The following is a 24,695-nucleotide window of genomic DNA, read 5'->3' on the forward strand; positions in this document are numbered from 1 at the left end:
TCTCCTCACAGAACGGTAACGATCATCGAAGTCCTGGGACCTCACCCGCGACGCTCCGGCGTACTAGGCTGAGCCTCGTCCTTTCCGCCTCCCGCGGCCCGACCGCGCAAGGAGAATCACGTGTCTGCCAACGAGCCCACGAAGCCGACTCCCCCCGTCCCCGGCCCCCCTGCCGTACCGATGCCGCGCAAGGCGCCGACGCCGGCCGCCGTCGCGCCCGTCGCCCCGGTGCCTGCGGCATCCTCGACATCAGCGGAATGGGGTCGCGTATCCGAAGACGGGACCGTCGAGGTCAAGGAGGGCGAGGCCTGGCGCGTCGTCGGCCAGTACCCCGATGGGACTCCCGACGAGGCCCTCGCCTACTTCGTCCGCAAGTTCGATGACATCGCCTTCAAGGTGCACGCTCTCGAACAGCGTCATCAGGCCGGCGGAGCGTCGGCGAGCGATCTCGCCAAGCAGGCCTCGCACCTGATCGACGAAGCGACCGATGCCGCTGCCGTCGGCGACCTCGCCGGCCTGCGCGATCGACTCAACGCCTTGACCTCGTCCCTCTCCGAGGCGACCGAGCAGGAGGCACAGCACGCCAAGGAGCTCGTCGACAAGGCGATCGCCGAGCGCACGGTCCTCGTCGAACGTGCCGAGGCCATCGCCGCCCGCGACCTCAGCAAGGTGCAGTGGAAGCAGGTCACGGCCGAGCTCGGCGAACTGTTCGATGCCTGGCAGGCACAGCAGCAGAACGGGCCGCGCCTGTCGAAGGGCATCTCCCAGCAGCTCTGGAAGCGATTCCGCGACGCTCGCGCCGTCGTCGACAAGCAGCGCCGCGCGTTCTACTCCGAGCTCGATGACGCGCACAAGGTCGCCCGCGACGCGAAGACCCGTCTGGTCGAGCGTGCCGAGGCACTCGCCCCGCGTGGCACGGACGGCATTCCCGCGTACCGGAACCTGCTCGACGAGTGGAAGGCATCGGGCCGCGCCGGCCGCAAGGCCGACGACGCTCTCTGGGCGCGCTTCAAGGCTGCCGGCGACGCGCTCTACGCCGCCCGCGCCGAGCAGGCCGCCGCAGAGGAAGCGGATTCCGCCCCGAAGATCGAAGCCCGCGAGGCGCTCCTCGAAGAGGCGAAGGCCGTGGCCGACGAGTCGAACATCAAGCGTGCCCGCGCTCTCCTCACCCGCATCCAGCGGCAGTGGGACGAGATCGGTCGCATCTTCCCTCGGGAGAAGGAACGTGCGCTCGACGACAAGCTCCGCGCCATCGAACAGGGGCTCAAGGGCCGCGAAGACGTGGACTGGAAGAAGAACAACCCCGAGACCAAGGCTCGCGCGAACGACATGAGCTCGCAGCTGCTCGAGGCCATCGAGAAGCTCGAGGCCGAAGTCGCCGCGGCAGAGAAGTCGGGCGACAAGAAGGCGGCCAAGGCGGCAACGGATGCCCTCGAGGCACGCCGCGCGTGGCTCAGCGCCCTCGGGAGCTGACCCGTTCTCCACAGGTGGCTCAGCACTGCTGAAGAGACGGGGTGCACTACGTCAGACTGACGTGATGCACCCCGTCTTCCTGTATGTCCCCGGCGATCGGCTGAGCCTGTCCGAACTCAGCGCCGCGCGGATCGACGGCCATGTGGTCGAGGTCGGCGAGGTCTACGTCCCGGCTGACCTCATCGAAGGGCCGGATGTCAGGGCAGGCGCAGTCGGGTCCCTCGTGCAACCGGGAACCGCAGCCGCGGGTCCGACTGCTGCCTGGATCCACGGCGCCGGTGACACCCCGCCCGTCGTGCACCATGTGCGACGCTGCGTCGAGAGACGGATCCGCGCGACCACCAGCGCACGCCTCGTGTTCCACGACACCGTGCTGCCGGCGTCTGACGTGCAGGTGCTCGGCGGAGTCCGAGTGGCGCGGCCGGAACGGACGATGCTCGATCTCGCGACGGCTCTCCATCGCGACCCCCGGATGCTGACCTGGATGGAACGACTCGCGCTGGTGTTCCCCGATGCCCCGGCGGCCGCAGCCGACGTACTGCGCGGCATGAGCCGCGTTCCGGGAAGCAGAGCGGGATCGGCGGTGCTCGAGAGACTCGCCCTCAGGAGGAGGTGACGCGGTAGACGTCGTACACGGCATCGATCCTGCGTACGGCGTTGAGCACACGGTCGAGGTGCACCGCATCGCCCATCTCGAACACGAACCGGCTCAGTGCCAGACGCTCGTCGGTCGTCGTGACCGTCGCCGACAGGATGTTGACGTGGTGCTCGCTCAGCACGCGGGTGACGTCGGAGAGCAACCCGGAGCGGTCGAGCGCCTCGACCTGGATCTGCACCCGGAACACGCTCTTGGTGGTGGGCGCCCACGACACCTCGACGAAGCGGTCCTGCTCCGCACCGAGGGCCTTCACGTTCACGCAGTCCGCCCTGTGCACGGAGACACCACTGCCGCGGGTCACGAATCCGACGATCTGGTCCCCGGGGACCGGGGTACAGCACTTGGCGAGCTTCACGAGGATGTCGTTGGCTCCGCGCACGAGCACGCCCGAGTCGCCGGATCGCGGCTCCCGGGTCTGGACGCTGCCGGGAAGGTCGATGGCACCGGTGGTCGGATCGTTCGCCGCGACGAGAGCGGTCACCTTCTCCAGCACCGACTGCGTGGACACGTGGCCTTCACCGACAGCGGCGTAGAGCGCCGAGACGTCTTCGTAGTGCATGCCCCGCGCCACCTCGGTGAACGAGTCATGGCTCATCAGGCGCTGCAACGGCAGGTTCTGTCGGCGCATCGCGCGCGCGATGGCCTCCTTGCCCTGCTCGATCGCCTCTTCGCGGCGCTCCTTCGTGAACCACCCGCGGATCTTGTTGCGGGCGCGGGTGCTCGCGACGAAGCCGAGCCAGTCCTGGCTGGGACCGGCATCGGGGTTCTTCGAGGTGAAGACCTCGACGACGTCACCGCTCTTGAGCTCGGACTCCAACGGCACCAGGCGTCCGTTGACCTTCGCACCCATCGTGCGGTGCCCGATCTCGGTGTGCACGGCATACGCGAAGTCCACGGGAGTGGCGCCGGCGGGGAGTCCGATCACCCGCCCCTTCGGCGTGAAGACGTAGACCTCCTTCGCGCCGATCTCGAACCGGAGCGATTCGAGGAACTCGCCCGGATCGGCGGTCTCCGCCTGCCAGTCGGAGATGTGCGCGAGCCACGCCATGTCGGTGTCGGAGGCACGGACCTCGGTCTTGCCACCGCCGTTCATCCGCTCCTTGTACATCCAATGCGCCGCTACACCGTACTCGGCTTGCTGGTGCATCTCGTGGGTGCGGATCTGGATCTCGACGGTGCGGCCGGCGGGGCCGATGACGGTGGTGTGCAGCGACTGGTAGAGGTTGAACTTCGGCGTCGCGATGTAGTCCTTGAAGCGGCCGGGCAACGGGGTCCAGCGCGCGTGGATGGCGCCCAGCACCGCGTAGCAGTCGCGCACGGAGGCGACCAGGACGCGGATGCCGATCAGGTCGTAGATGTCGTCGAACTCACGCCCGCGGATGACCATCTTCTGGTATACCGAGTAGAGCTGCTTCGGACGCCCGACGACCTTGCCGCGGATGCGGAGGTCGCGCAGATCCTCGTCGATCTCCTCGACGACCTGGTTGAGGTACTTCTCGCGCTGCGGAGTGCGCTGGGCGATGAGACTGTGGATCTCGTTGTAGATCTTGGGATGCAGCACCGCGAAGGAGAGATCCTCGAGCTCCGACTTGATCGCCTGGATACCGAGACGATTCGCCAGCGGAGCATAGATCTCCAGAGTCTCCTTGGCCTTCTTCGCCGCTTTCTCGGGCGGGACGAAGCCCCAGGTCCGCGCGTTGTGGAGGCGGTCGGCGAGCTTGATCAGCAGCACCCGGATGTCCTTCGACATCGCCACGATCATCTTGCGCACGGTCTCGGCTTGGGCGCTCTCGCCGTACTTGACCTTGTCGAGCTTGGTGACGCCGTCGACGAGCATCGCCACCTCGTCGCCGAACTCGGCGGTGAGGTCCGTCAGGGCATAGCCCGTGTCCTCGACGGTGTCGTGCAGCAGTGCGGCCGCGATCGCCCGTGGGCCGAGTCCGAGCTCCGCGAGGATCTGCGCGACGGCGAGCGGATGCGTGATGTACGGCTCGCCGCTCTGCCGCTTCTGCCCCTCGTGCTTCTCCTTCGCGACGGCGTAGGCCCGTTCGATGACAGAGAAATCACCCTTCGGGTGATTCGCGCGGACCGTGCGGATCAGGTTGTCGAGATCGTTGATCCTCGAAGCGCGGGAGAAGATGCGGGGAACCAGCCGTCGCAGACTCGAGCCCTGCGATGACGTCTGCGGTTCCGCCATCTACTCACCTCCTGATCGATCAATCCTACGCGTGCTGTGCGGGACCGGGCCCGCTGAGGAACCCGATCAGACCTCGACGGCCGCCCTGATGCGAGCCTCGCGGATGCGGGCGTCGCGGGCTTTCAGCTGCGGCTCGTTCTCGCGGAACAACGAGTAGAGCGGAGCAGCCACGAAGAGCGTCGAGTAGGTCGCCACCAGGATGCCGACGAAGATCGACAGCGAGATGTCGGTGAGCGACTCCGCACCGAGCCAGAAGGCGCCGATGAAGAGCACCGCGCCGACCGGCAGCGCCGCGACCACAGAGGTGTTGATGGAACGCACGAGCGTCTGGTTCACCGCGAGGTTCACCGACTCCCCGAACAGCCGGGCGGACTTCTCCCCGTCTTCCGTGGTGTTCTCCCGGATCTTGTCGAACACGACCGTGGTGTCGTACAGCGAATACGCCAGGATCGTCAGGAAGCCGATCACCGCGGCGGGCGAGATCTCGAAGCCGGCCAGCGCATACACGCCTACCGTGATCACCAGCACGTCAAGCAGACCGATGATGGCCGCGGCCGACATCTTCCACGTGCGGAAGTAGATCGCGAGGATCAGGAACGTGAGGGCCAGGAAGATCGCGAGGCCCCACAGGGACTGCTTCGTGACGTTCTCACCCCACGCGGGTCCGATGAACGACGACGTGACGTCGGACGGATCCACACCGTAGGCCTCTGCCAGAGCTTCGCCGACCTGCTGGGTCTCGGCCGCACTCATCTGGTCGGTCTGGACGCGCACATCCTTGCCGCTGACGACGACGACCTTGGTGGCGGCCCCCGGTACGACCGACTGCACGGCGGTGGTGGCGGTCTCCTGGTCGAGGCTGTCCGGTGCCTGCACCGTGAACTGCGATCCGCCGGTGAACTCGATCGAGAACTGGATCGGACGGATGAGCGGTACGAGTGCCGAACCGACGACGAGGGCGATCGCGATGATGAACCACAGCCGGCGCTTGCCGACGAACGGGAAAGACGTCTTGCCCGAATAGAGGTTGTTGCCGAACTCATTCATGGAAGGCATCAGGCGTCTCCCTCACTTCCGGCGTTGGTGGGTTTGTCGCCCGCGAGGGCCTCGGCACGTTTACGTTCGGCGATGGTCTGTCGACGATCCGCCTCACCGCGCGAGCGGGCGTTCTTCGCACCCCGACCTGCGGATGCAGTGGTGACCTCGCGGTACTGCGACCGGCTGCGGTACACGGCACCGAGCGCTTCGGGGTCGAGACCGGAGAGCTTGTGTCCGCCGCCGAAGAAACGCGTGCGAGCGAGCAGCTGCATGACCGGGTGCGTGAAGATCACGAAGATGAACACGTCGATGAGTGTCGTGAGTCCGAGCGTGAACGCGAATCCCTTCACCGTGGCGTCGGCAAGGATGTAGAGCACGAGAGCGGCCAGGATGTTGATCGACTTGGAGATGTAGATCGTCCGCTTCGCGCGGCCCCAGCCGTCCTCCACCGCGGCGGTGATGGACTTGCCGTCACGGAGCTCGTCTCGTATTCGCTCGAAGTACACGATGAACGAGTCGGCCGTGAAGCCGATGGAGACGATCAGACCGGCGACTCCCGCGAGCGAGAGCCGGAAGCCGATGCGCCACGCCAGGATGCAGATGATGATGTAGGTCAGGATCGCCATCACCGCGATCGACGCGATGATCACCGACCCGAGCGCTCGATAGACGATCAGGGAGTAGATCGCCACCAGCGCGAGACCGATGAGCCCGGCGATCAGACCGATCTGCAGCTGCTGGGTGCCCAGCGTCGCCGAGATCGTGTCCGAGCTCTGGACCGTGAAGCTGAGCGGAAGGGCACCGAACTTGAGCTGGTCGGCCAGGGTGGTCGCCGACTCCTGCGTGAAGCTGCCCGAGATGCTGGGGCGCCCGTCGAGGATCTGCCCGTTCATGCGCGGGGCGCTGATCACGTTGCCGTCGAGCACGAACGCGAACTGGTCACGCGGGGTGAGACCGTCGATGCGGTTCTGGTTCAGCCGCGTGCTCACCTTGCCGAACGCATCGGCACCATCGGCGTTCATCGTGAGCTGGACGAGCCATGCACCCGACTTCGGGTCGCGGCCGGCTGCGGCATCGGTGATCGCGGTGCCGTCGAGCTCGGCCGGTCCGAGGAGGTACTTCGCTGACCCATCGGCCGAGCACGCGATGAGCGGCTCGTCCTTCGGCGCCTTCGCGGCGTCGTTGTCCGGGTTCGCGCAGTCGTAAGCCTGGAACTCCGCTGCCAGCTTGTCCGTCACCCAGGAGAGGTCGCTCGCGTCGGTCGGCTCGGCCGTCGGCGTCGAGTTGAGTCCCGGATCCGGGCTGGGGTACGGCGTGGAGTTCCCGTCCTCGCCGACGAACTCGTTGGTCGCCGCCGTCGTGTACAGCACGGGCCGGAACTCGAGCTGCGCGCTGGACTGGATCCGCTCCCGTGTCTGCGCGTCCGCCTCGCCAGGGATCTGGACGACGATGTTCTGGCCGCCCTCGGTGGTGATGTCCGCCTCGGCGACGCCGGAGGCATCGACGCGCTGACGGATGATCGCCGCCGCCTGGTCGAGCTGTTCGGAGGACGGCGCCGCGCCGTCCTCGGTCTCCGCGCTCAGAACGATCTGCGTGCCGCCCTGCAGGTCGAGGGCGAGCTCAGGGGACCACGAGCTCGCAGCCTCCCCGTTGCTGTCCTTGAAGACGTAGACGCCCAGCGCATTGATGCCGAAGAGCACGCCCGTCACGAGGAGCAGGCCGAGAAGGACCCGCCAGGCGTGACGGACGGGAGAGGATGAAGCCACGTGTGTTCAGCTTTCTGGAAGGACGGAGATCCGAGCGGCCGTGTCGGCCCCGGGCTTACTTGTCGTCGGCGTCGCGCTCGAGGCGGGCGCGGGTCTCCTCGGGGGTCTCGACGGCCGGAGCGATCGACTCGTCGGCGACCGACGGGTCGACGACCTCATCGGCCGGAGCGTCGACGATGGCGTCCTTGGGCTCGACGACGCGCAGGATGGCCTGGCTGTGGACGTCGATGATGGTGCCGGGAGCGATCTCGACGAGTGCCGGCGTGTCGAGGTCCTCGGGGTCGTAGGAGACGATCGTCCCGTAGATGCCTCCCTGAAGGAGCACCTTGGCGCCAGGAACGGTCTTGATGGCCTTCTCCTCCTGCTCGGCCTTCATCTGCTTCGTGCGCTTGCGCGTGTTGAAGATCATGAAGACGAGGAGGACGGCGAGAAGGCCGAAGAGCAGGAATTCCATGGGCATGGGGGAAGCGCCTTTCTCAGGTGCACGCTCCAGCCTTTGGGCGCGCGAAGGTAACCGGGAAGTCTTCAGTGATTATAGGTCATCCAACTTAAGCATCCCGTCCGGATGCGGGACGCCCAGATGCGAGTACGCCTCGGGCATAGCCACGCGACCCCGAGGAGTGCGCCCGAGGAAGCCGATCCGCACGAGATACGGCTCCACGACGCTCTCCACCGTCTCCGCCTCCTCGCCGACGGCCACCGCGAGCGTGCTGAGCCCGACCGGGCCGCCACGGAACCGCCGGACGAGCGCTTCCAGGACCGCGCGGTCCAGGCGGTCCAGGCCGATCGGGTCGACGTCGTACAGCTCCAGAGCCGCGCGCACCTCGCGGATCGTGGCCACTCCCCCCGTGTGCACCAGGGCGTAGTCGCGCACGCGGCGGAGCAGGCGGTTCGCGATGCGTGGTGTGCCCCGCGAACGCCGGGCGATCTCGGAGAGCGAGTCGGTCGGCAGATCCACACCGAGGACCGCAGCCGACCGGGCGATCACCTGCTCCAGCTCCGACTCCTCGTAGAACTCGAGGTGCCCGGTGAATCCGAAGCGGTCGCGGAGCGGGTTGGGCAGCAGCCCGGAGCGCGTCGTCGCGCCGACCAGGGTGAACGGCGAGAGCTCGAGCGGGATACTCGTGGCTCCCGCGCCCTTTCCCACCATGATGTCGATGCGGTAATCCTCCATCGCGAGGTAGAGCATCTCTTCTGCGGAGCGCGCCATGCGGTGGATCTCATCGATGAAGAGGACCTCGCCGGGGACCAGGCTCGACAGCAGGGCGGCGAGGTCACCGGCATGCTGGATCGCCGGGCCGCTCGAGAGACGCAGCGGACGCTCGCTCTCGTGCGCCACGATCATCGCGAGCGTCGTCTTGCCGAGTCCCGGGGGGCCCGCCAGGAGGATGTGATCAGCGGGACGGCTCTGGATGCGGGCCGCTTCCAGGAGCAGCTGCAGCTGACCGCGGACCTTCTGCTGTCCGACGAACTCCCCCAGGCTCGTCGGGCGCAGGGCGCCCTCGATCGCGAGTTCGGTCTCGTCAGACGGCTCACTGGCGTCGAACGGATCAGACACGCGCCTGGCCTCCCTGAGCCGGCCCGAGAAGGGCGAGAGTGCGTCGGAGCAGCGCGGCGACCGATGCGCTCTCCGCCTCGGTAGCCTCTGCCGCGGTCTGGGCTGCGGCTTCCGCGGCCACCTTCTCCGACCAGCCGAGGCCGACGAGCGCTGCGGCCACCTGCGTCACGACGTCCGTGCCTCCCGTGGCGGCGGCCGGCCTCGACGGCGCGGCGAAGGCCTGCACCTTGCCGGCGAGCTGCAGCACGATGAGCTTGGCGGTCTTGGGACCGATCCCGGACACCCGCCGGAACGGGGCGTCGTCTTCGGCCGTGACGGCTTCGGCGATCTGATCACCCGTGAGGTGCGAGAGCACACCGAGCGCCGACTTCGGACCGACGCCGGTCACACCGATCAGCAGACCGAAGATCTCCAGCTCACCCCGGTCGGCGAAGCCGAACAGCGACAGCGAGTCCTCGCGGACGATGAGACTGGTGTGCAGCAGGAGCTTCTCCCCCACCACGGCCGTGTGCGCCACATCAGTGGGGACGGCGACGGCGAATCCGACTCCGCCCACGTCGATGACGACCTGATCGGATGTCGCGTGCAGGACGACACCGTGCAGAGAGGAGATCATCCCCTCAGCCTACGGCGTCGCTCGTAGGTATGTTCGACCGACACGCTTCTCGGCATCGGCCCAGGCCTGTTGCGCCGGAGTCAGCGCTCCCTGGCCGGGGGATGCAGCGCCTCCGCGTCGCCAGGCGTGGCACAGGGCGATCGCCAGGGCGTCGGCCGCGTCGGCCGGCTGCGGGAGCGCGTCCAGCCGCAGGATGCGGGCGATCATCGTCTGCACCTGCCGCTTGTCCGCCGCGCCGTATCCGGTGACGGCCGCCTTCACCTCGCTGGGGGTGTGCGTCGCCGCGGGGAGCCCGGACTCGGAGGCGATCAGCAGCGCGACGCCGCTGGCCTGCGCCGTGCCCATCACCGAGTGCGTGTTCTGCTGAGCGAACACACGCTCGACGGCCACCGCATCCGGGCGATGCTCGGCAATCACGGCACGGATCCCGGCGGCGACGATCGCGAGGCGATCGCCGGGCTCGGCATCCGGGGACGAGCGGATCACCCCCACGTGCACCAGCGTTCCTCGACGCGAGCCGTCGACGTCGACGACGCCGACACCGCACCGGGTGAGCCCGGGGTCGATGCCGAGCACGCGCAGAGAGGAGGTCACTTCCCCAGGCTAGGCCGCGGCACCGACATGGACCGTCCGGCGCGCCTACGCCTCGTCGTTCTCCAGCTCGGCCTGCACCTCGGGGGTGAGGTCGAAGTTCGTGAACACGTTCTGCACGTCTTCGCTGTCTTCCAGAGCGTCGATCAGACGGAAGATCTTGCGAGCGGTGTCGGCGTCGATCTCGACCTTGAGGTTCGGAACGAACTCGACGTCGGCGGATTCGTAGTCAATACCCGCCTCCTGGAGCGCGGTGCGCACGGCCACCAGGTCGGTGGCTTCGGTGATGACCTCGAAACCCTCGGCATGCGGCTCGATCTCCTCGGCGCCGGCCTCGAGTGCCGCCATCATGACGTCGTCCTCGGTGGTGCCCTCGGAGCCGACGACGATGACGCCCTTGCGGCTGAAGTTGTAGGCGACGCTGCCCGGGTCCGCCAGCGTGCCGCCGTTGCGGCTGAGAGCCGTGCGCACCTCTGCGGCCGCGCGGTTCTTGTTGTCGGTCAGACACTCGATCATGAGAGCGACACCGTTGGGTCCGTAGCCTTCATACATGATCGAGAGGTACTCGACGGCCTCGCCGCCGATGCCCGCACCGCGCTTCACCGCGCGGTCGATGTTGTCCTTGGGGACGGAGGTCTTCTTGGCCTTCTGCACCGCGTCGAAGAGCGTCGGGTTGCCCGCAAGGTCGGGCCCGCCGAGCTTCGCGGCGACCTCGATGTTCTTGATGAGCTTGGCCCAGGACTTCGCGCGCCTGGAGTCGATGATGGCCTTCTTGTGCTTCGTGGTCGCCCACTTGGAATGCCCGGACATAAGTCTCCGCTCGTCGTATCCGCGTGAGCTCGCACTCAGCGCGTCGTCCAGTCTAACGAACCGCGCAAGTGGAGCAGGATGGATGCATGCGCCGATCGCGACACATCACCCCTGCATCCCATTCGTCGGACGTGCATGACGGCGAGCCGTCACCGGCCGACTCCTTGCGGTATCTGGTGCATCTGCCGAACGACTACGAAACGGATCCGGACAGGCTCTGGCCCCTCGTGCTGTTCCTGCACGGTGCGGGCGAACGAGGATCCGACGTCGATCTCGCCGCGGTGCACGGGCCGCCGAGGCTGGCAGATGCCGGCCACGAGTTCCCCTTCATCCTCGTCACACCGCAGTGCCCCGAATCGAGTCAGTGGGTCGCCGAGCTCACGACGTTGTCCGTGCTGCTCGACGAGGTCGCCGCGGCGCACCGCATCGATCCCGCCCGCGTAGCCGTGACCGGACTCAGCATGGGCGGGTTCGGGACCTGGAGCCTCGCCGTGCGCTACCCCGATCGGTTCGCGGCGATCGCCCCGATCTGCGGAGGACTGTGGATGCAGAGCGCTGCCCCTATCCGCGCCCTGCCCACGTGGGCGTTCCACGGCGACGCCGACGACGTCGTGCCGATCTCCGCGACGGAGCAGATCGTGGCGGAGCTCAGATCGCTCGACGCCGACGTGCGGTTCACGCGCTATGCGGGCGTCGGTCACGATTCCTGGACCGAGACGTACGCGAACCCCGAGCTCTACAGCTGGCTGCTCTCCCACCGGCAGAACAATCACGACACGGAGCGGGCGGCACCATGAAACCGGGAGCGGACCGCCTCCGACCCGCCTGGAGTGCCCTCCCCGCTTCGCTGCGCACGCAGATCGTCGGTGTGATCGGTGGCGACTTCGTGGGGGACGAACCCGCTCATGGCGGCTTCAGCGCGTCCTATGCGGGCGTCGTGACGACCACCGCCGGTCACGCTTTCGTCAAGGCCTGCGGCGCAGACTGGCACGCGGACTCTCTGCACTTCCTTCGCGAGGAGTTGCGCACGCTCGCACATCTGCCGCCATCTGTCGCCCCGCGTCTCCGTGGCGCCATCGACGCCGCCGTCGGTACCGCGCTCGTGATCGAGGCCATCGACGGACGCCATCCCGGCCGACCCTGGACGACCGAGGACCTGCATTCCGTGGCACGGGCCCTCCGCACCCTGTCGACCACCCCCGCGCCATCGGCGATGCCCCGCGCGGAGGACGGCATGATCCCGGGTTTCACACGATGGCACGAGATCGCAGCGGATCCACCGCTCCTGGAGGCTCTCCCCCACGGCCTGTCCAGCCGCGTGCGCGCGCTCCTCTCGATGGAGGACTGCTTCCAGGACGCGCTGCACGGCGACGTCATCGTGCACGACGACGTGCGATCCGACAACATCCTGATCAGCGACGGGCGCGCCCATCTCCTGGACTGGCCACACGCGCGACGAGGTGCCGCGTGGATCGATCTCCCCTGTCTGCTGCCGAGCGTCGAGGCGTCCGGGGGGCCGTCCTGCGAAGAGGCCTGGGCCATCTTCGAAGAGCACGGCGCGCCACCTCAGGCTGCACTGCTCCCCGTCATCTCGGCGTTCGCGTCGTTCCTCTGGTATCAGCAGGCGCAGCCCGAGATCCCTCAGCTTCCGGGCCTCCGCGAGTTTCAGCGCGCACAGGCGGATCCGGCTCTGCGCTGGCTCGCCGCACTGATCTGATCACACCTGCGGCGGTGCCGTCACTCCTCGACGTGCTTCCACCCGTGCGAGGAAGCGCTGGTGAAAGCGCTTCTCCCCCGTGATCTCGGGGTGGAAGCTCAGCCCGAGCAGATTTCCCTGCTCCACCGCGACCACGCGGCCGTCGGACAACTCAGCCAGCACCTCTGCACCCGGGCCGACCGATTCGACCACGGGACCGCGGATGAATGCCGCGGAAACGGGTTCGCCCTCGAAGGCGGGAACATCGAGCACAGCCTCGAACGACTCGACCTGACGGCCGAAGGCGTTCCGGCGCACGACGACGTCGAGTCCGCCGAATGACTCCTGGCCGTCGATCGCGTCGACGATGTCATCGGCGAGCATGATCAGTCCCGCGCATGTTCCCAACACCGGCATCCCCGCCGCGATCGCGTCACGGATCGGCTGCTGCATGCCGAAGATGCGGGAGAGCTTGTCGATCACGCTCGACTCGCCGCCCGGGATCACGAGTCCATCGACGGAGGAGAGCTCGTTGGGTCGACGGACCAGGACCGCATCGGCACCCAACTGCGCGAGCAGGGCGGCGTGCTCTCGCACGTCGCCCTGCAGCGCGAGGACGCCGACGCGGGTCTTACCAGCCACGCTCGGCGAGGCGGTGCGGGGCCGGGAGATCGCTGACGTTGATGCCGACCATGGCCTCGCCCAGTCCGCGCGAGACCTCGGCGATGACCTTGGCGTCGTCGAAGAAGGTCGTCGCCTTGACGATCGCCTTCGCGCGCTCAGCCGGGTTGCCCGACTTGAAGATGCCCGATCCGACGAACACGCCGTCGGCACCGAGCTGCATCATCATCGCGGCATCCGCCGGGGTCGCGACCCCGCCGGCGACGAACAGCACGACGGGGAGTTTGCCCGTCTCGGCGATCTCCGCCACGAGCTCGTACGGCGCCTGCAGCTCCTTCGCGGCGACGAAGAGCTCGTCCTTGGGCAGCGCCGTGAGCGCGGCGATCTCGCCGCGGATCTTGCGGATGTGCTTCATCGCCTCGGAGACGTCGCCGGTGCCGGCCTCGCCCTTGGAGCGGATCATCGCCGCCCCCTCGTTGATGCGACGCAATGCCTCGCCGAGGTTGGTCGCTCCGCACACAAACGGAACCGTGAAGCCGTACTTGTCGATGTGGTTCACGTAGTCGGCCGGCGAGAGCACCTCGGACTCGTCGATGTAGTCGACACCGAGCTCCTGCAGCACCTGCGCCTCGACGAAGTGACCGATGCGCGCCTTCGCCATCACGGGGATGGAGACCGCATCGATGATGCTGTCGATCATGTCGGGGTCGCTCATGCGGGAGACCCCACCCTGCGCGCGGATGTCGGCCGGGACGCGCTCGAGCGCCATCACGGCGACCGCGCCAGCGTCTTCGGCGATCTTCGCCTGCTCTGCCGTGACGACGTCCATGATGACGCCGCCCTTGAGCATCTCGGCGAGGCCGCGCTTGACGCGCGCGGATCCGGTGGTTGTCTGCTCTGCCATGGGGAACTCCTGTCGGATGCACCGAAGTCGGTTTTGATCTAGATCAAACATAGCACTGTCCGATTCGACCTAGAATCGCTGAGGAGGACCATGAGCGACCAGATCACAGGCACCACCGCATCGGACATCGCCGACAGCGTGCGTTCCCTGCGCGACCGCGGAATCCTCCAGGCCGGTGCGGTGCTCCCCCCGGTGCGGGAGCTGGCTGCCACCCTCGGCGTCAATCGGAATACTGCCGTCGCCGCCTATCGACAGCTCGCGCAGGCGGGCCTCGTGATCTCCCGTGGGCGCGCGGGAACCGTCGTCGCCGGGATCGAGGCCGTGGCTCAGGAGGGCTATGCCCCCGACACCGTGCTCCGCGACATCGGCACGGGGAACCCCGATCCGCGCCTCATCCCCGACCCGGCGCCGGCGCTCATGACCATCGCGTCCCGTCCCGTCCTCTACGGCGAGCCCGTGATCGACCGCGGTCTCGAAGAGTGGTCCCGGCACTGGATCTCGACCGACCTCGACGACGTCGACTTCCGCATCACCGTGACCAGCGGCGCCGTCGACGCTGTCGAGAGGCTGCTCGCCCAGGCGCTCATGCGTGACGACGCGGTCGCTCTGGAAGACCCGTGCTTCCTGGCGAGCATCCACACCGTGCGCCTGGGCGGATACCGGGCCGTCCCCGTGCCTGTCGATGCCGAGGGGATGACGGTCGACGGCCTGCGTTCCGCGCTGGAGGCCGGCGTCCGCGCCATCATCTGCACCCCACGCGCTCAGAATCCGACCGGCGCGAGCCTCACCGCCTCTCGTGCCGCCGACCTTCGTGCCGTGCTCGCCGACCACCCGTACGTGCTGATCATCGAGGACGACCATTTCTCGATGCTGTCGCAGCGCCCCTACGAGTCCCTCATCGGCCCCGACCACCGCCGTTTCGCCCTCGTGCGCTCCGTGTCGAAGTTCCTGGGACCGGACATGTGCCTCGCCATCGCCGCCACCGATCCGGAGACCGCGGAACGCCTCGCGATGCGGCTGAGCCCCGGCACCACCTGGGTGAGCCATCTCCTTCAGCGACTCGCCCTCACACAGTTGACCGACGATGCGGTGATGGCCGAGGTCGCCGCCGCCGCCGCGCACTACGCGCAGCGCAACGCGGCGTTCGCCGCGCGACTGCGTGAGAGCGGCGTCGATGCGACGGTGTCCGACGGCATGAGCCTGTGGATCGAATTCCCCCGGCCCGCGCGGACCGTCGCCGACCGGCTCATGCGCCGCGGTTGGCTCGCCCGCACCGGAGACGACTTCGCGCTCGATGAGAAGGCCGGGCCGTCGCATCACCTGCGCCTGACGGTGCACGACCTCTCGGACGACGAGGCCGAATCACTGGTCGCAGACCTCGTCGCCGCCGGGCGATGACCATCCGTCGCGGGCGCCGGCCCGCCCTGAACGAAAGAGTCGGAGAATGAAGATCCTCTCCATCCAGTCAGCCGTGGCCTTCGGACACGTGGGAAACTCCGCCGCCGTGTTCCCTCTGCAGCGCATCGGCGTCGAAGTTCTCCCGGTCTACACCGTGAACTTCTCGAATCACACCGGCTACGGCGCCTGGCGCGGACCGATGATCGCTCCCGACGATGTGCGCGAGGTCATCACGGGCATCGAGGAACGCGGCGTCTTCGGCCAGATCGACGCCGTCCTCAGCGGCTACCAGGGCGGAGAGGGCATCGGCGACGTGATCATCGACGCCGTCGCGCGCGTCAAGTCCGCGAACCCGAACGCCGTGTACGCCTGCGACCCGGTCATGGGCAACGCGAAGTCGGGTTGCTTCGTGGCGCCGGCCATCCCGGTGCTGCTGCGCGAGCGCGTCGTTCCGGTCGCCGACATCATCACGCCGAACCAGTTCGAGCTCGGCTTCCTCACCGACACCGAGCCCGACACGCTCGAGTCCACGCTCGCCTCGGTCGATCTCGCGCACGCGATGGGTCCGCGCACCGTGCTCGTGACGAGTGTCGAGCGCCCCGACCGCGAAGAGGGCACGATCGAAATGCTCGCCGCCGACGGGGAGGGCGCCTGGCTCGTGCAGACCCCGCACCTGCCGATGAAGGCGAACGGCTCAGGAGACGTGACCGCGGCACTGTTCACCGCCCACTACGTCGAGACGGGCAGCGCGAGGATCGCGCTCGAGCGCACGGCATCGAGCGTGTACGACCTGCTCAAGGCCACGCTCGAATCCGGTGAGCGCGAGCTGCAGCTCGTCGAGGCACAGGAGTTCTACGCGAACCCGCAGATGCAGTTCACCGCCCGCCAGGTGCGCTGAGGCCCGTACTCGCTCTCGCCGCTCCCCCGCTCGACGGATGCCCGCCGGACGGGTGGGCGGTGAGGGACGAAGCCGTCGGCCTCAGTGGTCGGATTCCGGCCAGGCCGCTGCCACGGCCTCGCGCACCTCTCCGAGGAGCTGGGGAAGCGCCTTGGTCTTCGCGATGATCGGGAAGAAGTTCGCGTCCGACGTCCAACGCGGCACCACATGCTGGTGCAGGTGGGCGTCGACGCCGGCGCCGGCGACCGCGCCCTGGTTCATGCCCAGGTTGAAGCCGTCGCATCGGGACACCTCACGGAGAACCCGCATGGCCGTCTGCGTCAGCGCTCCGATCTCGGCGACCTCTTCCGGCGTCGCCTGGTCGTAGGTGCCGATGTGGCGGTACGGGCAGACCAGGAGATGTCCCGAGTTGTAGGGGAAGAGGTTCAGCAGCACGTAGGCCGTCTCGCCCCGGGCGACGACCAACCGCTCGGCATCCGGGAACTTCGGGGCCTCGCAGAACGGGCACTCCTCGCGCAGCGGCTCCGGCCCCGCCTGGATGTACGCCATCCGGTGCGGGGTCCACAGCCGCTGGAACTCGTCCGGTACGCCGGCGAGGCGACCGGCGTCCTCCAGCGGCTGCTCCCCTTCGGTCACGCCAGGTCCCCTGCCTTCAGCACGAGCGCGTGCGAAGCGATGGCGGCGTTGATCCGGCGCACCGCGTCCGCGACCGGGACGCCGTTCTCCTGCGTGCCGTCGCGGAAACGGAACGACACCGTCCCCGCGGCACGATCCTGCTCACCGACGATGAGGATGACGGGCACCTTCGCCGTCGTGTGGGTGCGGATCTTCTTCTGCATGCGGTCATCCGAGTGGTCGACGTCGGCCCGGACGCCCGCAGCGCGCAACTGCCCGATGACGTCGTCCAGGTAGTCGCCGTACTGCTCGGCGACCGGGACGCCGACCACCTGGCTGGGTGCGAGCCAGAGCGGGAAGTCGCCGGCATAGTGCTCGAGGAGGATCGCGAAGAAGCGCTCGACGGAGCCGAGGAGCGCGCGGTGGATCATCACCGGCCGGTGCTTCTGCCCGTCGGGTCCGGTGTACTCCAGCTCGAAGCGCTCCGGCTGGTTGAAGTCGAGCTGGATGGTCGACATCTGCCAGGTGCGCCCGATCGCGTCACGTGCCTGTACGGAGATCTTCGGTCCGTAGAAGGCCGCGCCGCCGGGGTCGGCGACCAATTCGAGGCCGGACTCGATCGCGACCTCACGCAGCGTGTCGATCGCCGTCGACCACTGCTCCGGCTCGCCGAGGAACTTCGGGTTCCCCTCCTCGTTCGTCGACAGCTCGAGGTAGAAGTCATTGAGGCCGTAGTCGCGGAGCAGGTCGAGGACGAGGTTCAGGTTGGTGGTGAGTTCTTCCTTGACCTGGTCCTGCGCGACGTAGATGTGGGCGTCGTCCTGCGTCAGACCGCGCACTCGGGTCAGTCCCGACAGCGTGCCGCTCTTCTCGTAGCGGTAGACCGTCCCGAACTCGGCCAGGCGCAGCGGCAGCTCACGATAGGAGCGCCCGCGCGAGCGGAAGACGAGGTTGTGGAACGGGCAGTTCATCGGCTTCAGGTAGTAGTCCTGACCCTGGCGGGTGATGTTCCCCTCCTCGTCGACGATCTCGTCGAGGTGCATAGGCGGGAACATGCCGTCGGCATAGGTCTGCAGGTGACCCGACGTCATGAAGAGGTCCTTCTTCGTGATGTGCGGGCTGTTCACGAGGTCGTACCCGTTGCGCAGCAGGTGCTTGCGCAGGTTCTCCTCGATCTCGTAGCGGATGATGCCGCCCTTGGGATGGAACACCGCGAGTCCCGAGCCGATCTCGTCGGGGAAGGAGAACAGGTCCATCTCCGCACCGAGCTTGCGGTGGTCGCGGCGCTCCGCCTCGGCGATGCGCTCCTGATAGGCACGCAGCTCGTCCTTGGTCGGCCATGCCGTGCCGTAGATGCGCTGCAGCTGCGGGTTCTTCTCGCTGCCGCGCCAATACGCGGCGGCGATGCGCGTGAGGTCCCAACCGTTGCCGATCATGCGCGTGTTGGGTAGGTGCGGGCCGCGGCAGAGGTCCTTCCAGACGACCTCGCCATCACGGGTGGTGTTGTCGTAGATCGTCAGCTCGCCTTCGCCGACCTCGACGGAGGCGCCCTCTGCGGCTTCCTTCCCGCCCTTGAGACCGATGAGCTCGAGCTTGAACGGCTCGTCCGCGAGCTCGGCCCTGGCCTCGTCGTCGGTCACGACACGGCGGACGAAGCGCTGTCCCTCGCGGACGATGCGCTGCATCTCCTTGGAGATCGCCTTGATGTCCTCCGGCGTGAACGGGGTCTCGACCCCGAAGTCGTAGTAGAAGCCGTCGGTGACGGGCGGGCCGATGCCGAGGTTCGCCTGCGGGTTGATGCGCTGCACCGCCTGCGCCAGCACATGGGCTGCCGAGTGACGGAGGATGTTCAGCCCGTCCGCACTGTCGATCGTGACCGCTTCGACCACATCGGTGTCGGTCACGGTCGTGGCGAGATCCTTGAGGTCGCCGTTGACGCGCATCGCGACGACGTTTCGGTCAGTGAACAGGGCGAAGCCGTCATTCGGCCGGGCGTTTTCAGGCACAGAAACTCTCCATCTGGGTCGATACCCAGGTTACTCGCATGACCCGGTCCTCCTGACCGTCCTCGTCCGCGCCGCACGACGTCCACGCCGCTTCGCGAGCATCACGTAACGTGAACGGATGGACAGAGCAGTCGCACGATGGATCCTCGCGATCGCGCTCGGCGCGATCGGGGTCGGCCACTTCCTCAGCACCCGCGGATTCCGGGTGGTGGTGCCGGACTGGGCGACCCGCCTGACCAAGCTGGACAAGGACACGATCGTGATCGCCTCCGGTGCCACGGAGGTCGCTCTCGCCACCGGCCTGCTCACGCTGCCGAAAGAGCGGCGCCGCATCGGCTGGGCGACCGCCGCGTTCTTCGTCGCCGTGCTGCCGGGGAACATCCACCAGTGGCGCACGAAGCGCTCGACCCCGGGACTCGACACGGATGCTCGCCGATTCGGCAGGCTCTTCCTGCAGCCGCTTCTCGTTCTGTGGGCGCTGTGGGCGACCGGAGACGAGAACCCGCGCCGCCGCGACCGCCGTCGTCGTTGAACGACCGAGCCCGACCTCCAGGAGAATTGTCCCCATGACGTCCCCCTCCATCGTGTGGTTCCGCGATGATCTCAGACTCGCCGACAACCCTGCGCTGCGGGCCGCGATCGAACGAGGCGAAGCGGTCATCGCGCTGTATGTGCTCGACGAGGAGTCACCGGGCATCCGTGCGCTCGGTGGCGCCGCGCGCTGGTGGCTGCACCACTCTCTGGCGTCGCTGGACGAGCGGCTGCGTGAACGTGGCGGTGCACTCGTACTGCGACGCGGCCGGGCCGAGCGCATCGTGCGCGACACTGTTGCGGAGGTCGGAGCGGGTGCCGTCTACTGGAACCGCCGTTACGGAGGTGCCGAGCGCGCGGTCGACTCCGCGCTGAAGGCGTCCCTCCGGGCCGAGGGACTCGAGGTCGCCTCCTTCGCCGGCTCTCTGCTGCATGAGCCGTGGACGGTCACGACGGGCAGCGGCACGCACTACTCCGTCTTCACTCCCTTCTGGCGGGCGTGCCTCGCGCTCCCCGCGCCCCGCGCTCCGCTCCCGGAGCCGCGAACGGTCGAGGGCCCGCAACGCACTCCGGCAACCGAGGCCCTCGAGGACTGGAGCCTGCTGCCTACCGCCCCCGACTGGGCCGACGGCCTGCGCGAGACCTGGGAGCCCGGTGAACCCGCCGCGCGACGGCGTCTACGCCATTTTCTCGACGAAGACCTGGGGCACTACGACCGCGCACGCGATGAACCCGCTTCCGGTGCCACGTCGCGGTTGTCACCGCACCTCCGCTGGGGCGAGATCAGCGCGTTCACGGTCTGGCACGAGGCGGTGGGTGTCGACGGTGCGGGAGGTTTCCTCTCCGAACTGGGCTGGCGCGAGTTCGCCTGGCACACGTTGTACCACTCCCCCGATCTCGCCTCGGAGAACCTGCGACCGGAGTTCGACGCCTTCCCCTGGCCGCCGCTGGACCCCACCCACCTCGATGCCTGGCAGCACGGTGAGACCGGCGTGCCTCTGGTCGACGCCGGCATGCGAGAGCTCTGGCACACCGGCTACATGCACAACCGGGTGCGGATGGTCGTGGCTTCCTTCCTCGTGAAGAACCTGCTCATCGACTGGCGCCGGGGTGAAGAGTGGTTCTGGGACACGCTCGTCGACGCCGATGAAGCCAGCAATCCCTTCAATTGGCAGTGGGTCGCCGGATCCGGCGCCGACGCCGCTCCGTACTTCCGTGTGTTCAACCCCGAACTCCAGGCGAAGAAGTTCGACCCACAGAACCTCTACATCTCGCGCTGGGCCGCAGACGCCCCCGCCGAGCCGATCGTCGACCTGGGTGACACACGCAAGGCGGCACTCGCCGCGTACGACGTCGTCAAGCGCACCCCACGCACTCGCCGCGAGTGACCGGAGGGCGTGTCACCTGATGGTCGGAGAAGGACGCGCGCGCCGTCCATGCCAGACTGGAGCCGTGACCGAGTCCAGGAAGCCAGCCGTCATCCGCGGCTTCGCTGCCTCGTCGCTGGCGATCTTCGTCGCACTCGCAGGGCACGTGTCGGGTGGCGGACAGATGCCCGGTGCGCTCGGCATCGTGGTGCCGTGGGTGTTCTCCTTCATGATCTGCGTGCTGCTCGCCGGCCGCTCACTGTCGCTCATCCGCTTGACATTCTCGGTCGCGGTGAGCCAGTTCCTGTTCCACACCCTCTTCGTGCTCGGAACCGTCACGCCCTCCGGTGTCTCCGTCCCGCACGTGCACGGTGCGCCTCTCGTGATCCCCGCGACGCCCGGCCTCCCTGAGGCTGTCACCGCCGACGCATCGATGTGGCTGGGCCACGCGCTCGCGGCGCTGCTGACGGTGTCCGCGCTGTATCGAGGCGAGCGGTTGATCATCGCCGCACGCAACCTCGCCGTGCAGCTGGGGCGATGGCTGCGCCGCCGGGTCGATCACGTGCTGGTCCTCCCGGCTCTCCGCCTCCCGCGCGCTCTCCGCGGCATCTTCGACGTCGCACGCACGGGCGATCTCGTTCTCCTCGCGACCCTCAGAGGCCGCGCTCCTCCCCTCTCCGCAGCGATCTGATCCGCGCCCTGGGCTTTCGCCGGTCCTGTGGTGCGTCACCTCCGTGCGCCTTTCGTCGCGCACGGGTTCTGAACGCATGCATGCACGTCGCTCACGCGACGTCTGATGAGAGGCCATTCCCATGTCCCCTGTCCGCAGGATTGCGGCCGGGCTGGCGTTGGCGACGGTCGCGACCCTCGCGATCGCCACGCCCGCGTCTGCCCACGACCAATTGATCTCCAGCTCCCCGGCCGCCGACGAGCAGTTGGCAGTCGCGCCGGAGAGCATCACGATGACCTTCTCCGGTGAGCTCCTGGTGCTCGACGAGTCACTGACCGGGGCTGTCGTCCTGGTCGTCGACGCCTCGGGGAAGGACTGGGTCTCCGGTGACGTCACGGTCGCCGGCCGCACGGTGACAGCCCCGCTCGAGCCGGGCATGCCTACCGCCGGCTACCAGGTGCGGTGGCAGGTCGTGTCGGAAGACGGCCATCCGATCGCCGGCGTCGTCCCGTTCACCGTGGGCGATGCCGAGCCGATGGCAGCCCCCGCATACGGCGGCGCGGCGGAGACCCCGGCGGCATCCGCAGAACAGCCGGATCAGAACGCAGCAGATTCCAGCGGCATCGTCAGGGTGCTGCTCATCGGCGCAGGCGGGGCGGCAGCAGCCGTCTTCGTCCTCGTCCTCATCCGATTCCTCCGCCGTCCTCGGACGGCAGCCGCTCCGCCGGAAGACGGCGGCTCCGCGGCAGATGACCTGTGAAAGGCACCACTGTGAACACCAGCAAGAATCTTCCCCGCCTCGCGGCCGTGATCGCGGTCTCCCTCCTCGCGCTCACCGGGTGCACCCCGGAGAGCTCCCCGACCGAATCCGCATCCCGCCCCGCGGGTGACGCCGTCACGATCGAGGATGCGTGGGTGAAGTCCGCGGAAGAGGGCATGTCCGCCGGCTTCGGCACCCTCGTCAACAGTGGTGACGACGACGTGACCGTCGTCTCCGTCACATCCGAGGCGTCGAACATGCTCGAGCTGCACGAGACGGTCGAGAACGAGGCCGGTGAGATGGTGATGCGCGAGAAGGACGGCGGGTTCGTCATTCCCGCCGGCGGGAAGCTCGCTCTGGAGCCGGGAGGCAACCACATCATGATGATGGACCTGACCGGTCCTCTCACGGCAGGCAGCGATGTGACCTTCACCCTCACGTTCTCCGACGACTCCACGTATGAGTTCACCGCTCCCGTCAAGGATTACTCCGGCGCGAACGAGAACTACGAGGGCGGCGAAGAGCAAGACGGCTCGGGGCAGTGATGTCGGCGCCCGCCGAGGGCGCCCGCTCCCGCCGCGCCGGGTCGACCCGGCGACAGTTCCTCCTCGGAGGAGCCGTCGCCGGCGTCGGCGCGGTCGCGGCTGTCGGAGTGGATCTCGCCCTCAACAGTCAGGAGAACGGTGCGAAGCCGGTCTCCACGCCGATGAACGGTGAGCAGACCGTTCCGTTCTTCGGCGCCCACCAAGCCGGTGTCGACACCGCGGCGCAAGCCCACGGTGTCTTCCTCGGGCTCGATCTCCGCGAGGATGTGGACCGCGACGGGCTCACTCGCCTGATGCGGATCCTGACGGACGACGCAGCTCGTCTGACGCAGGGGCTCCCCGCCCTCGCCGATTCCGAGCCGGAGCTCGCGCTCTCGCCGGCGCGGCTCACGATCACCTTCGGCTTCGGACCCGGTCTCGTCGCGCGCGCCGCGGGCTCCGGCCCTGCGTGGCTCGCACCGCTCCCGGCTTTCGGGGTGGATCAGCTGCGACCGGAATTCTCGGATGGAGACCTGCTGTTGCAGCTCGCCGGGGACGATCCGTTGACGGTTGCCCACGCGACACGGATGCTCCTGAAGGACGCCCGCGGCTTCGCGAGCATCCGATGGACGCAGCAGGGGTTCCGCCGCGCCTACGGCACGGAACGCCCCGGGACGACGATGCGCAACCTCTTCGGACAGGTGGACGGCACGACCAACCCCGAACCGGGCACACCGGACTTCGACGAGGTCGTGTGGAGTGCGGACGGCTGGCTGGCAGGCGGCACCGGCATGGTGATCCGCCGCATCCGCATGGACCTCGACAAGTGGGACCGCCTGGACCGCGGCGGCCGCGATGCCTCTGTGGGGCGAACACTCGCCAACGGGGCACCGTTGACCGGGACGGACGAGTTCGACGAACCCGACTTCGAGGCGAAGACGTCGATAGGGTTCCCCGTGATCCCGCAGTTCGCACATATCCGGCGGGCGCGCGGCGACGGGGAGGAGCGCATCTTCCGGCGCGCGTACAACTACGACGAGCGTCCGATCGGCGCCGAGGTCTCGGAGTCGGGGCTGATCTTCGTCTCCTTCCAGGCCGACATCGCGCGGCAGTTCATCCCGATGCAGCGCAGACTCGACGAGCTCGACCTGCTCAACGAGTGGACCGTGCCGATCGGCTCCGCCGTGTTCGCGATCCCGCCCGGATGCGCGGAAGACGGATTCATCGGCGACACGCTCCTGACATGATCGGCTGCGGGCGTGCCCGGGCCCATCCGGGCACGCCCGCAGCGGCGGGCGGCACTCCCCCGACGAGGAACGGCCTGCTTCGGAAACCGATGCGACATCCTCGGAGTACGAGAGACTTTCGAGACACGAAAAAACCCCCGGAGATCCGGGGGTTTCAGTGTGCGCGATACTGGGATCGAACCAGTGACCTCTTCCGTGTCAGGGAAGCGCGCTACCGCTGCGCCAATCGCGCCCGTTGGGGCTTTTCAGTTTTCCGTGAGGTGGCGACGGGATTCGAACCCGTGTAAACGGCTTTGCAGGCCGGTGCCTAGCCGCTCGGCCACGCCACCGTGTGGATTGACCCCACGTGCGGCAGAACTTCCGAAGAAGATCTCCTGCACTCGAGCGGATGACGAGACTCGAACTCGCGACCCCAACCTTGGCAAGGTTGTGCGCTACCAACTGCGCTACATCCGCATTTCGTTCCCGGTTATCCCGGGCACTCATGAAACATTAGCCGAAGATCCGCACTCCGCCAAACCGGCAGCGAATCTCGCGCGTGTCTCGCCGAGTGGTCCGCGAGGCCTCCGAGCGTCCGGTAGTATCGGTTGACGTACCCCACGGGTATGGGCGATTGGCGCAGTTGGTAGCGCGCTTCCTTCACACGGAAGAGGTCATCGGTTCGAGTCCGGTATCGCCCACCACACCGCCCCCGGTTCTCCCGGGGGCTTTTTCGTCCCTTGCTCGCCCCCCCCCCCCCCCCCCCGCCCCC

24 protein-coding genes and 4 tRNA genes are annotated in these 24,695 nt (G+C 67.9%); 13 read left to right on the forward strand and 15 right to left on the reverse strand.

What is annotated here, in order from left to right:
• Positions 1-120: 120 nt before the first annotated feature.
• Positions 121-1,473 carry a DUF349 domain-containing protein gene (locus DW307_RS12885; RefSeq protein ID WP_021200632.1) on the forward strand — a complete coding sequence of 451 codons (1,353 nt, stop codon included), beginning with the start codon at positions 121-123 and terminating at the stop codon, positions 1,471-1,473.
• Positions 1,474-1,537: 64 nt separating this feature from the next.
• Positions 1,538-2,089, forward strand: coding sequence for a type IV toxin-antitoxin system AbiEi family antitoxin (locus DW307_RS12890; protein ID WP_167254070.1), 552 nt, complete (start codon positions 1,538-1,540; stop codon positions 2,087-2,089).
• Here DW307_RS12890 and DW307_RS12895 read toward each other — a convergent pair.
• The 8 genes from DW307_RS12895 to DW307_RS12930 all read right to left on the reverse strand — a co-directional run bounded on the left by DW307_RS12895 (position 2,076) and on the right by DW307_RS12930 (position 10,707).
• A complete protein-coding gene (locus DW307_RS12895; RefSeq protein ID WP_029259269.1) occupies positions 2,076-4,328 on the reverse strand; it encodes a RelA/SpoT family protein in 2,253 nt (750 codons plus the stop codon). The genes DW307_RS12890 and DW307_RS12895 overlap by 14 nt on opposite strands.
• A gap of 66 nt (positions 4,329-4,394) precedes the next feature.
• Positions 4,395-5,384, reverse strand: coding sequence for a protein translocase subunit SecF (gene secF / locus DW307_RS12900; RefSeq protein WP_136024915.1), 990 nt, complete (start codon positions 5,382-5,384; stop codon positions 4,395-4,397).
• The gene (secD, locus tag DW307_RS12905; protein ID WP_021200636.1) at positions 5,384-7,132 is read right to left on the reverse strand and encodes a protein translocase subunit SecD; all 1,749 of its coding nucleotides are present in this window, start codon (positions 7,130-7,132) and stop codon (positions 5,384-5,386) included. Before secD ends, secF begins: the two co-directional genes overlap by 1 nt.
• Positions 7,133-7,187: 55 nt before the next feature.
• Positions 7,188-7,586, reverse strand: a complete 399-nt coding sequence (locus DW307_RS12910; RefSeq protein WP_136024935.1) for a preprotein translocase subunit YajC — start codon at positions 7,584-7,586, stop codon at positions 7,188-7,190.
• Between the two features lie 78 nt (positions 7,587-7,664).
• Positions 7,665-8,690, reverse strand: coding sequence for a Holliday junction branch migration DNA helicase RuvB (gene ruvB, locus DW307_RS12915; RefSeq protein ID WP_021200638.1), 1,026 nt, complete (start codon positions 8,688-8,690; stop codon positions 7,665-7,667).
• On the reverse strand, positions 8,683-9,306 hold the full coding sequence (gene ruvA, locus DW307_RS12920; RefSeq protein ID WP_021200639.1) for a Holliday junction branch migration protein RuvA: 624 nt from the start codon (positions 9,304-9,306) through the stop codon (positions 8,683-8,685). The genes ruvB and ruvA overlap by 8 nt, the downstream gene beginning before the upstream one ends.
• Positions 9,307-9,315: 9 nt before the next feature.
• On the reverse strand, positions 9,316-9,900 hold the full coding sequence (gene ruvC / locus DW307_RS12925; protein ID WP_021200640.1) for a crossover junction endodeoxyribonuclease RuvC: 585 nt from the start codon (positions 9,898-9,900) through the stop codon (positions 9,316-9,318).
• 45 nt (positions 9,901-9,945) lie between these two features.
• Positions 9,946-10,707: a YebC/PmpR family DNA-binding transcriptional regulator gene (locus tag DW307_RS12930; RefSeq protein WP_021200641.1), complete on the reverse strand. Its 762-nt coding sequence runs from the start codon at positions 10,705-10,707 to the stop codon at positions 9,946-9,948.
• Positions 10,708-10,793: 86 nt separating this feature from the next.
• Here DW307_RS12930 and DW307_RS12935 point away from each other — a divergent pair, with 86 nt between their 5' ends.
• Both DW307_RS12935 and DW307_RS12940 read left to right on the forward strand, forming a co-directional pair.
• Positions 10,794-11,504 carry a carboxylesterase family protein gene (locus DW307_RS12935; RefSeq protein WP_136024916.1) on the forward strand — a complete coding sequence of 237 codons (711 nt, stop codon included), beginning with the start codon at positions 10,794-10,796 and terminating at the stop codon, positions 11,502-11,504.
• The gene (locus DW307_RS12940; protein WP_136024917.1) at positions 11,501-12,424 is read left to right on the forward strand and encodes an aminoglycoside phosphotransferase family protein; all 924 of its coding nucleotides are present in this window, start codon (positions 11,501-11,503) and stop codon (positions 12,422-12,424) included. Before DW307_RS12935 ends, DW307_RS12940 begins: the two co-directional genes overlap by 4 nt.
• Here DW307_RS12940 and pdxT read toward each other — a convergent pair whose 3' ends face one another.
• Both pdxT and pdxS read right to left on the reverse strand, forming a co-directional pair.
• On the reverse strand, positions 12,425-13,045 hold the full coding sequence (gene pdxT / locus DW307_RS12945) for a pyridoxal 5'-phosphate synthase glutaminase subunit PdxT (protein ID WP_136024918.1): 621 nt from the start codon (positions 13,043-13,045) through the stop codon (positions 12,425-12,427).
• Positions 13,035-13,928, reverse strand: a complete 894-nt coding sequence (pdxS, locus tag DW307_RS12950) for a pyridoxal 5'-phosphate synthase lyase subunit PdxS (RefSeq protein WP_021200645.1) — start codon at positions 13,926-13,928, stop codon at positions 13,035-13,037. Before pdxS ends, pdxT begins: the two co-directional genes overlap by 11 nt.
• Positions 13,929-14,018: 90 nt before the next feature.
• Here pdxS and DW307_RS12955 point away from each other — a divergent pair, with 90 nt between their 5' ends.
• Together DW307_RS12955 and pdxY are read left to right on the forward strand one after the other, a co-directional pair.
• A complete protein-coding gene (locus tag DW307_RS12955) occupies positions 14,019-15,326 on the forward strand; it encodes an aminotransferase class I/II-fold pyridoxal phosphate-dependent enzyme (RefSeq protein WP_136024919.1) in 1,308 nt (435 codons plus the stop codon).
• Between the two features lie 46 nt (positions 15,327-15,372).
• Positions 15,373-16,224, forward strand: a complete 852-nt coding sequence (gene pdxY / locus DW307_RS12960; protein ID WP_029259275.1) for a pyridoxal kinase PdxY — start codon at positions 15,373-15,375, stop codon at positions 16,222-16,224.
• Between the two features lie 81 nt (positions 16,225-16,305).
• Here the strand turns inward: pdxY and DW307_RS12965 are convergent, their stop codons facing one another.
• Positions 16,306-16,860, reverse strand: coding sequence for an HIT family protein (locus DW307_RS12965; RefSeq protein ID WP_021200648.1), 555 nt, complete (start codon positions 16,858-16,860; stop codon positions 16,306-16,308).
• Positions 16,857-18,782, reverse strand: a complete 1,926-nt coding sequence (thrS, locus tag DW307_RS12970; RefSeq protein WP_231494447.1) for a threonine--tRNA ligase — start codon at positions 18,780-18,782, stop codon at positions 16,857-16,859. The genes DW307_RS12965 and thrS overlap by 4 nt, the downstream gene beginning before the upstream one ends.
• 181 nt (positions 18,783-18,963) lie before the next feature.
• Here thrS and DW307_RS12975 point away from each other — a divergent pair, with 181 nt between their 5' ends.
• The 6 genes from DW307_RS12975 to DW307_RS13000 all read left to right on the forward strand — a co-directional run bounded on the left by DW307_RS12975 (position 18,964) and on the right by DW307_RS13000 (position 23,944).
• On the forward strand, positions 18,964-19,377 hold the full coding sequence (locus DW307_RS12975; protein WP_021200650.1) for a DoxX family protein: 414 nt from the start codon (positions 18,964-18,966) through the stop codon (positions 19,375-19,377).
• A 34-nt stretch (positions 19,378-19,411) separates the two neighbouring features.
• On the forward strand, positions 19,412-20,764 hold the full coding sequence (locus DW307_RS12980; protein WP_136024920.1) for a cryptochrome/photolyase family protein: 1,353 nt from the start codon (positions 19,412-19,414) through the stop codon (positions 20,762-20,764).
• 64 nt (positions 20,765-20,828) lie between these two features.
• Positions 20,829-21,434, forward strand: coding sequence for a hypothetical protein (locus tag DW307_RS12985; RefSeq protein ID WP_051667849.1), 606 nt, complete (start codon positions 20,829-20,831; stop codon positions 21,432-21,434).
• A gap of 121 nt (positions 21,435-21,555) precedes the next feature.
• Positions 21,556-22,173 (forward strand): copper resistance CopC family protein, encoded by a 618-nt coding sequence (locus tag DW307_RS12990; protein ID WP_136024921.1) that lies wholly within the window; start codon positions 21,556-21,558, stop codon positions 22,171-22,173.
• 11 nt (positions 22,174-22,184) lie between these two features.
• The gene (locus DW307_RS12995; RefSeq protein ID WP_029265333.1) at positions 22,185-22,718 is read left to right on the forward strand and encodes a copper chaperone PCu(A)C; all 534 of its coding nucleotides are present in this window, start codon (positions 22,185-22,187) and stop codon (positions 22,716-22,718) included.
• The gene (locus DW307_RS13000) at positions 22,718-23,944 is read left to right on the forward strand and encodes a Dyp-type peroxidase (RefSeq protein WP_136024922.1); all 1,227 of its coding nucleotides are present in this window, start codon (positions 22,718-22,720) and stop codon (positions 23,942-23,944) included. Before DW307_RS12995 ends, DW307_RS13000 begins: the two co-directional genes overlap by 1 nt.
• A gap of 160 nt (positions 23,945-24,104) precedes the next feature.
• Here the strand turns inward: DW307_RS13000 and DW307_RS13005 are convergent.
• The 3 genes from DW307_RS13005 to DW307_RS13015 form a co-directional block, all read right to left on the reverse strand.
• Positions 24,105-24,176 (reverse strand) — tRNA-Val (locus tag DW307_RS13005).
• Between the two features lie 26 nt (positions 24,177-24,202).
• Positions 24,203-24,273: transfer RNA gene (locus tag DW307_RS13010), tRNA-Cys, on the reverse strand.
• Positions 24,274-24,327: 54 nt separating this feature from the next.
• A tRNA-Gly gene (locus DW307_RS13015) sits at positions 24,328-24,400 on the reverse strand.
• A gap of 151 nt (positions 24,401-24,551) precedes the next feature.
• Between DW307_RS13015 and DW307_RS13020 the strand changes: the two genes are divergently transcribed.
• Positions 24,552-24,627, forward strand: a tRNA-Val gene (locus tag DW307_RS13020).
• The last annotated feature ends 68 nt before the right edge of the window (positions 24,628-24,695 follow it).

Origin of the sequence: Microbacterium sp. K27 (assembly GCF_004794435.1) — a bacterium.
GTDB classification, from domain to species: domain Bacteria; phylum Actinomycetota; class Actinomycetes; order Actinomycetales; family Microbacteriaceae; genus Microbacterium; species Microbacterium maritypicum_A.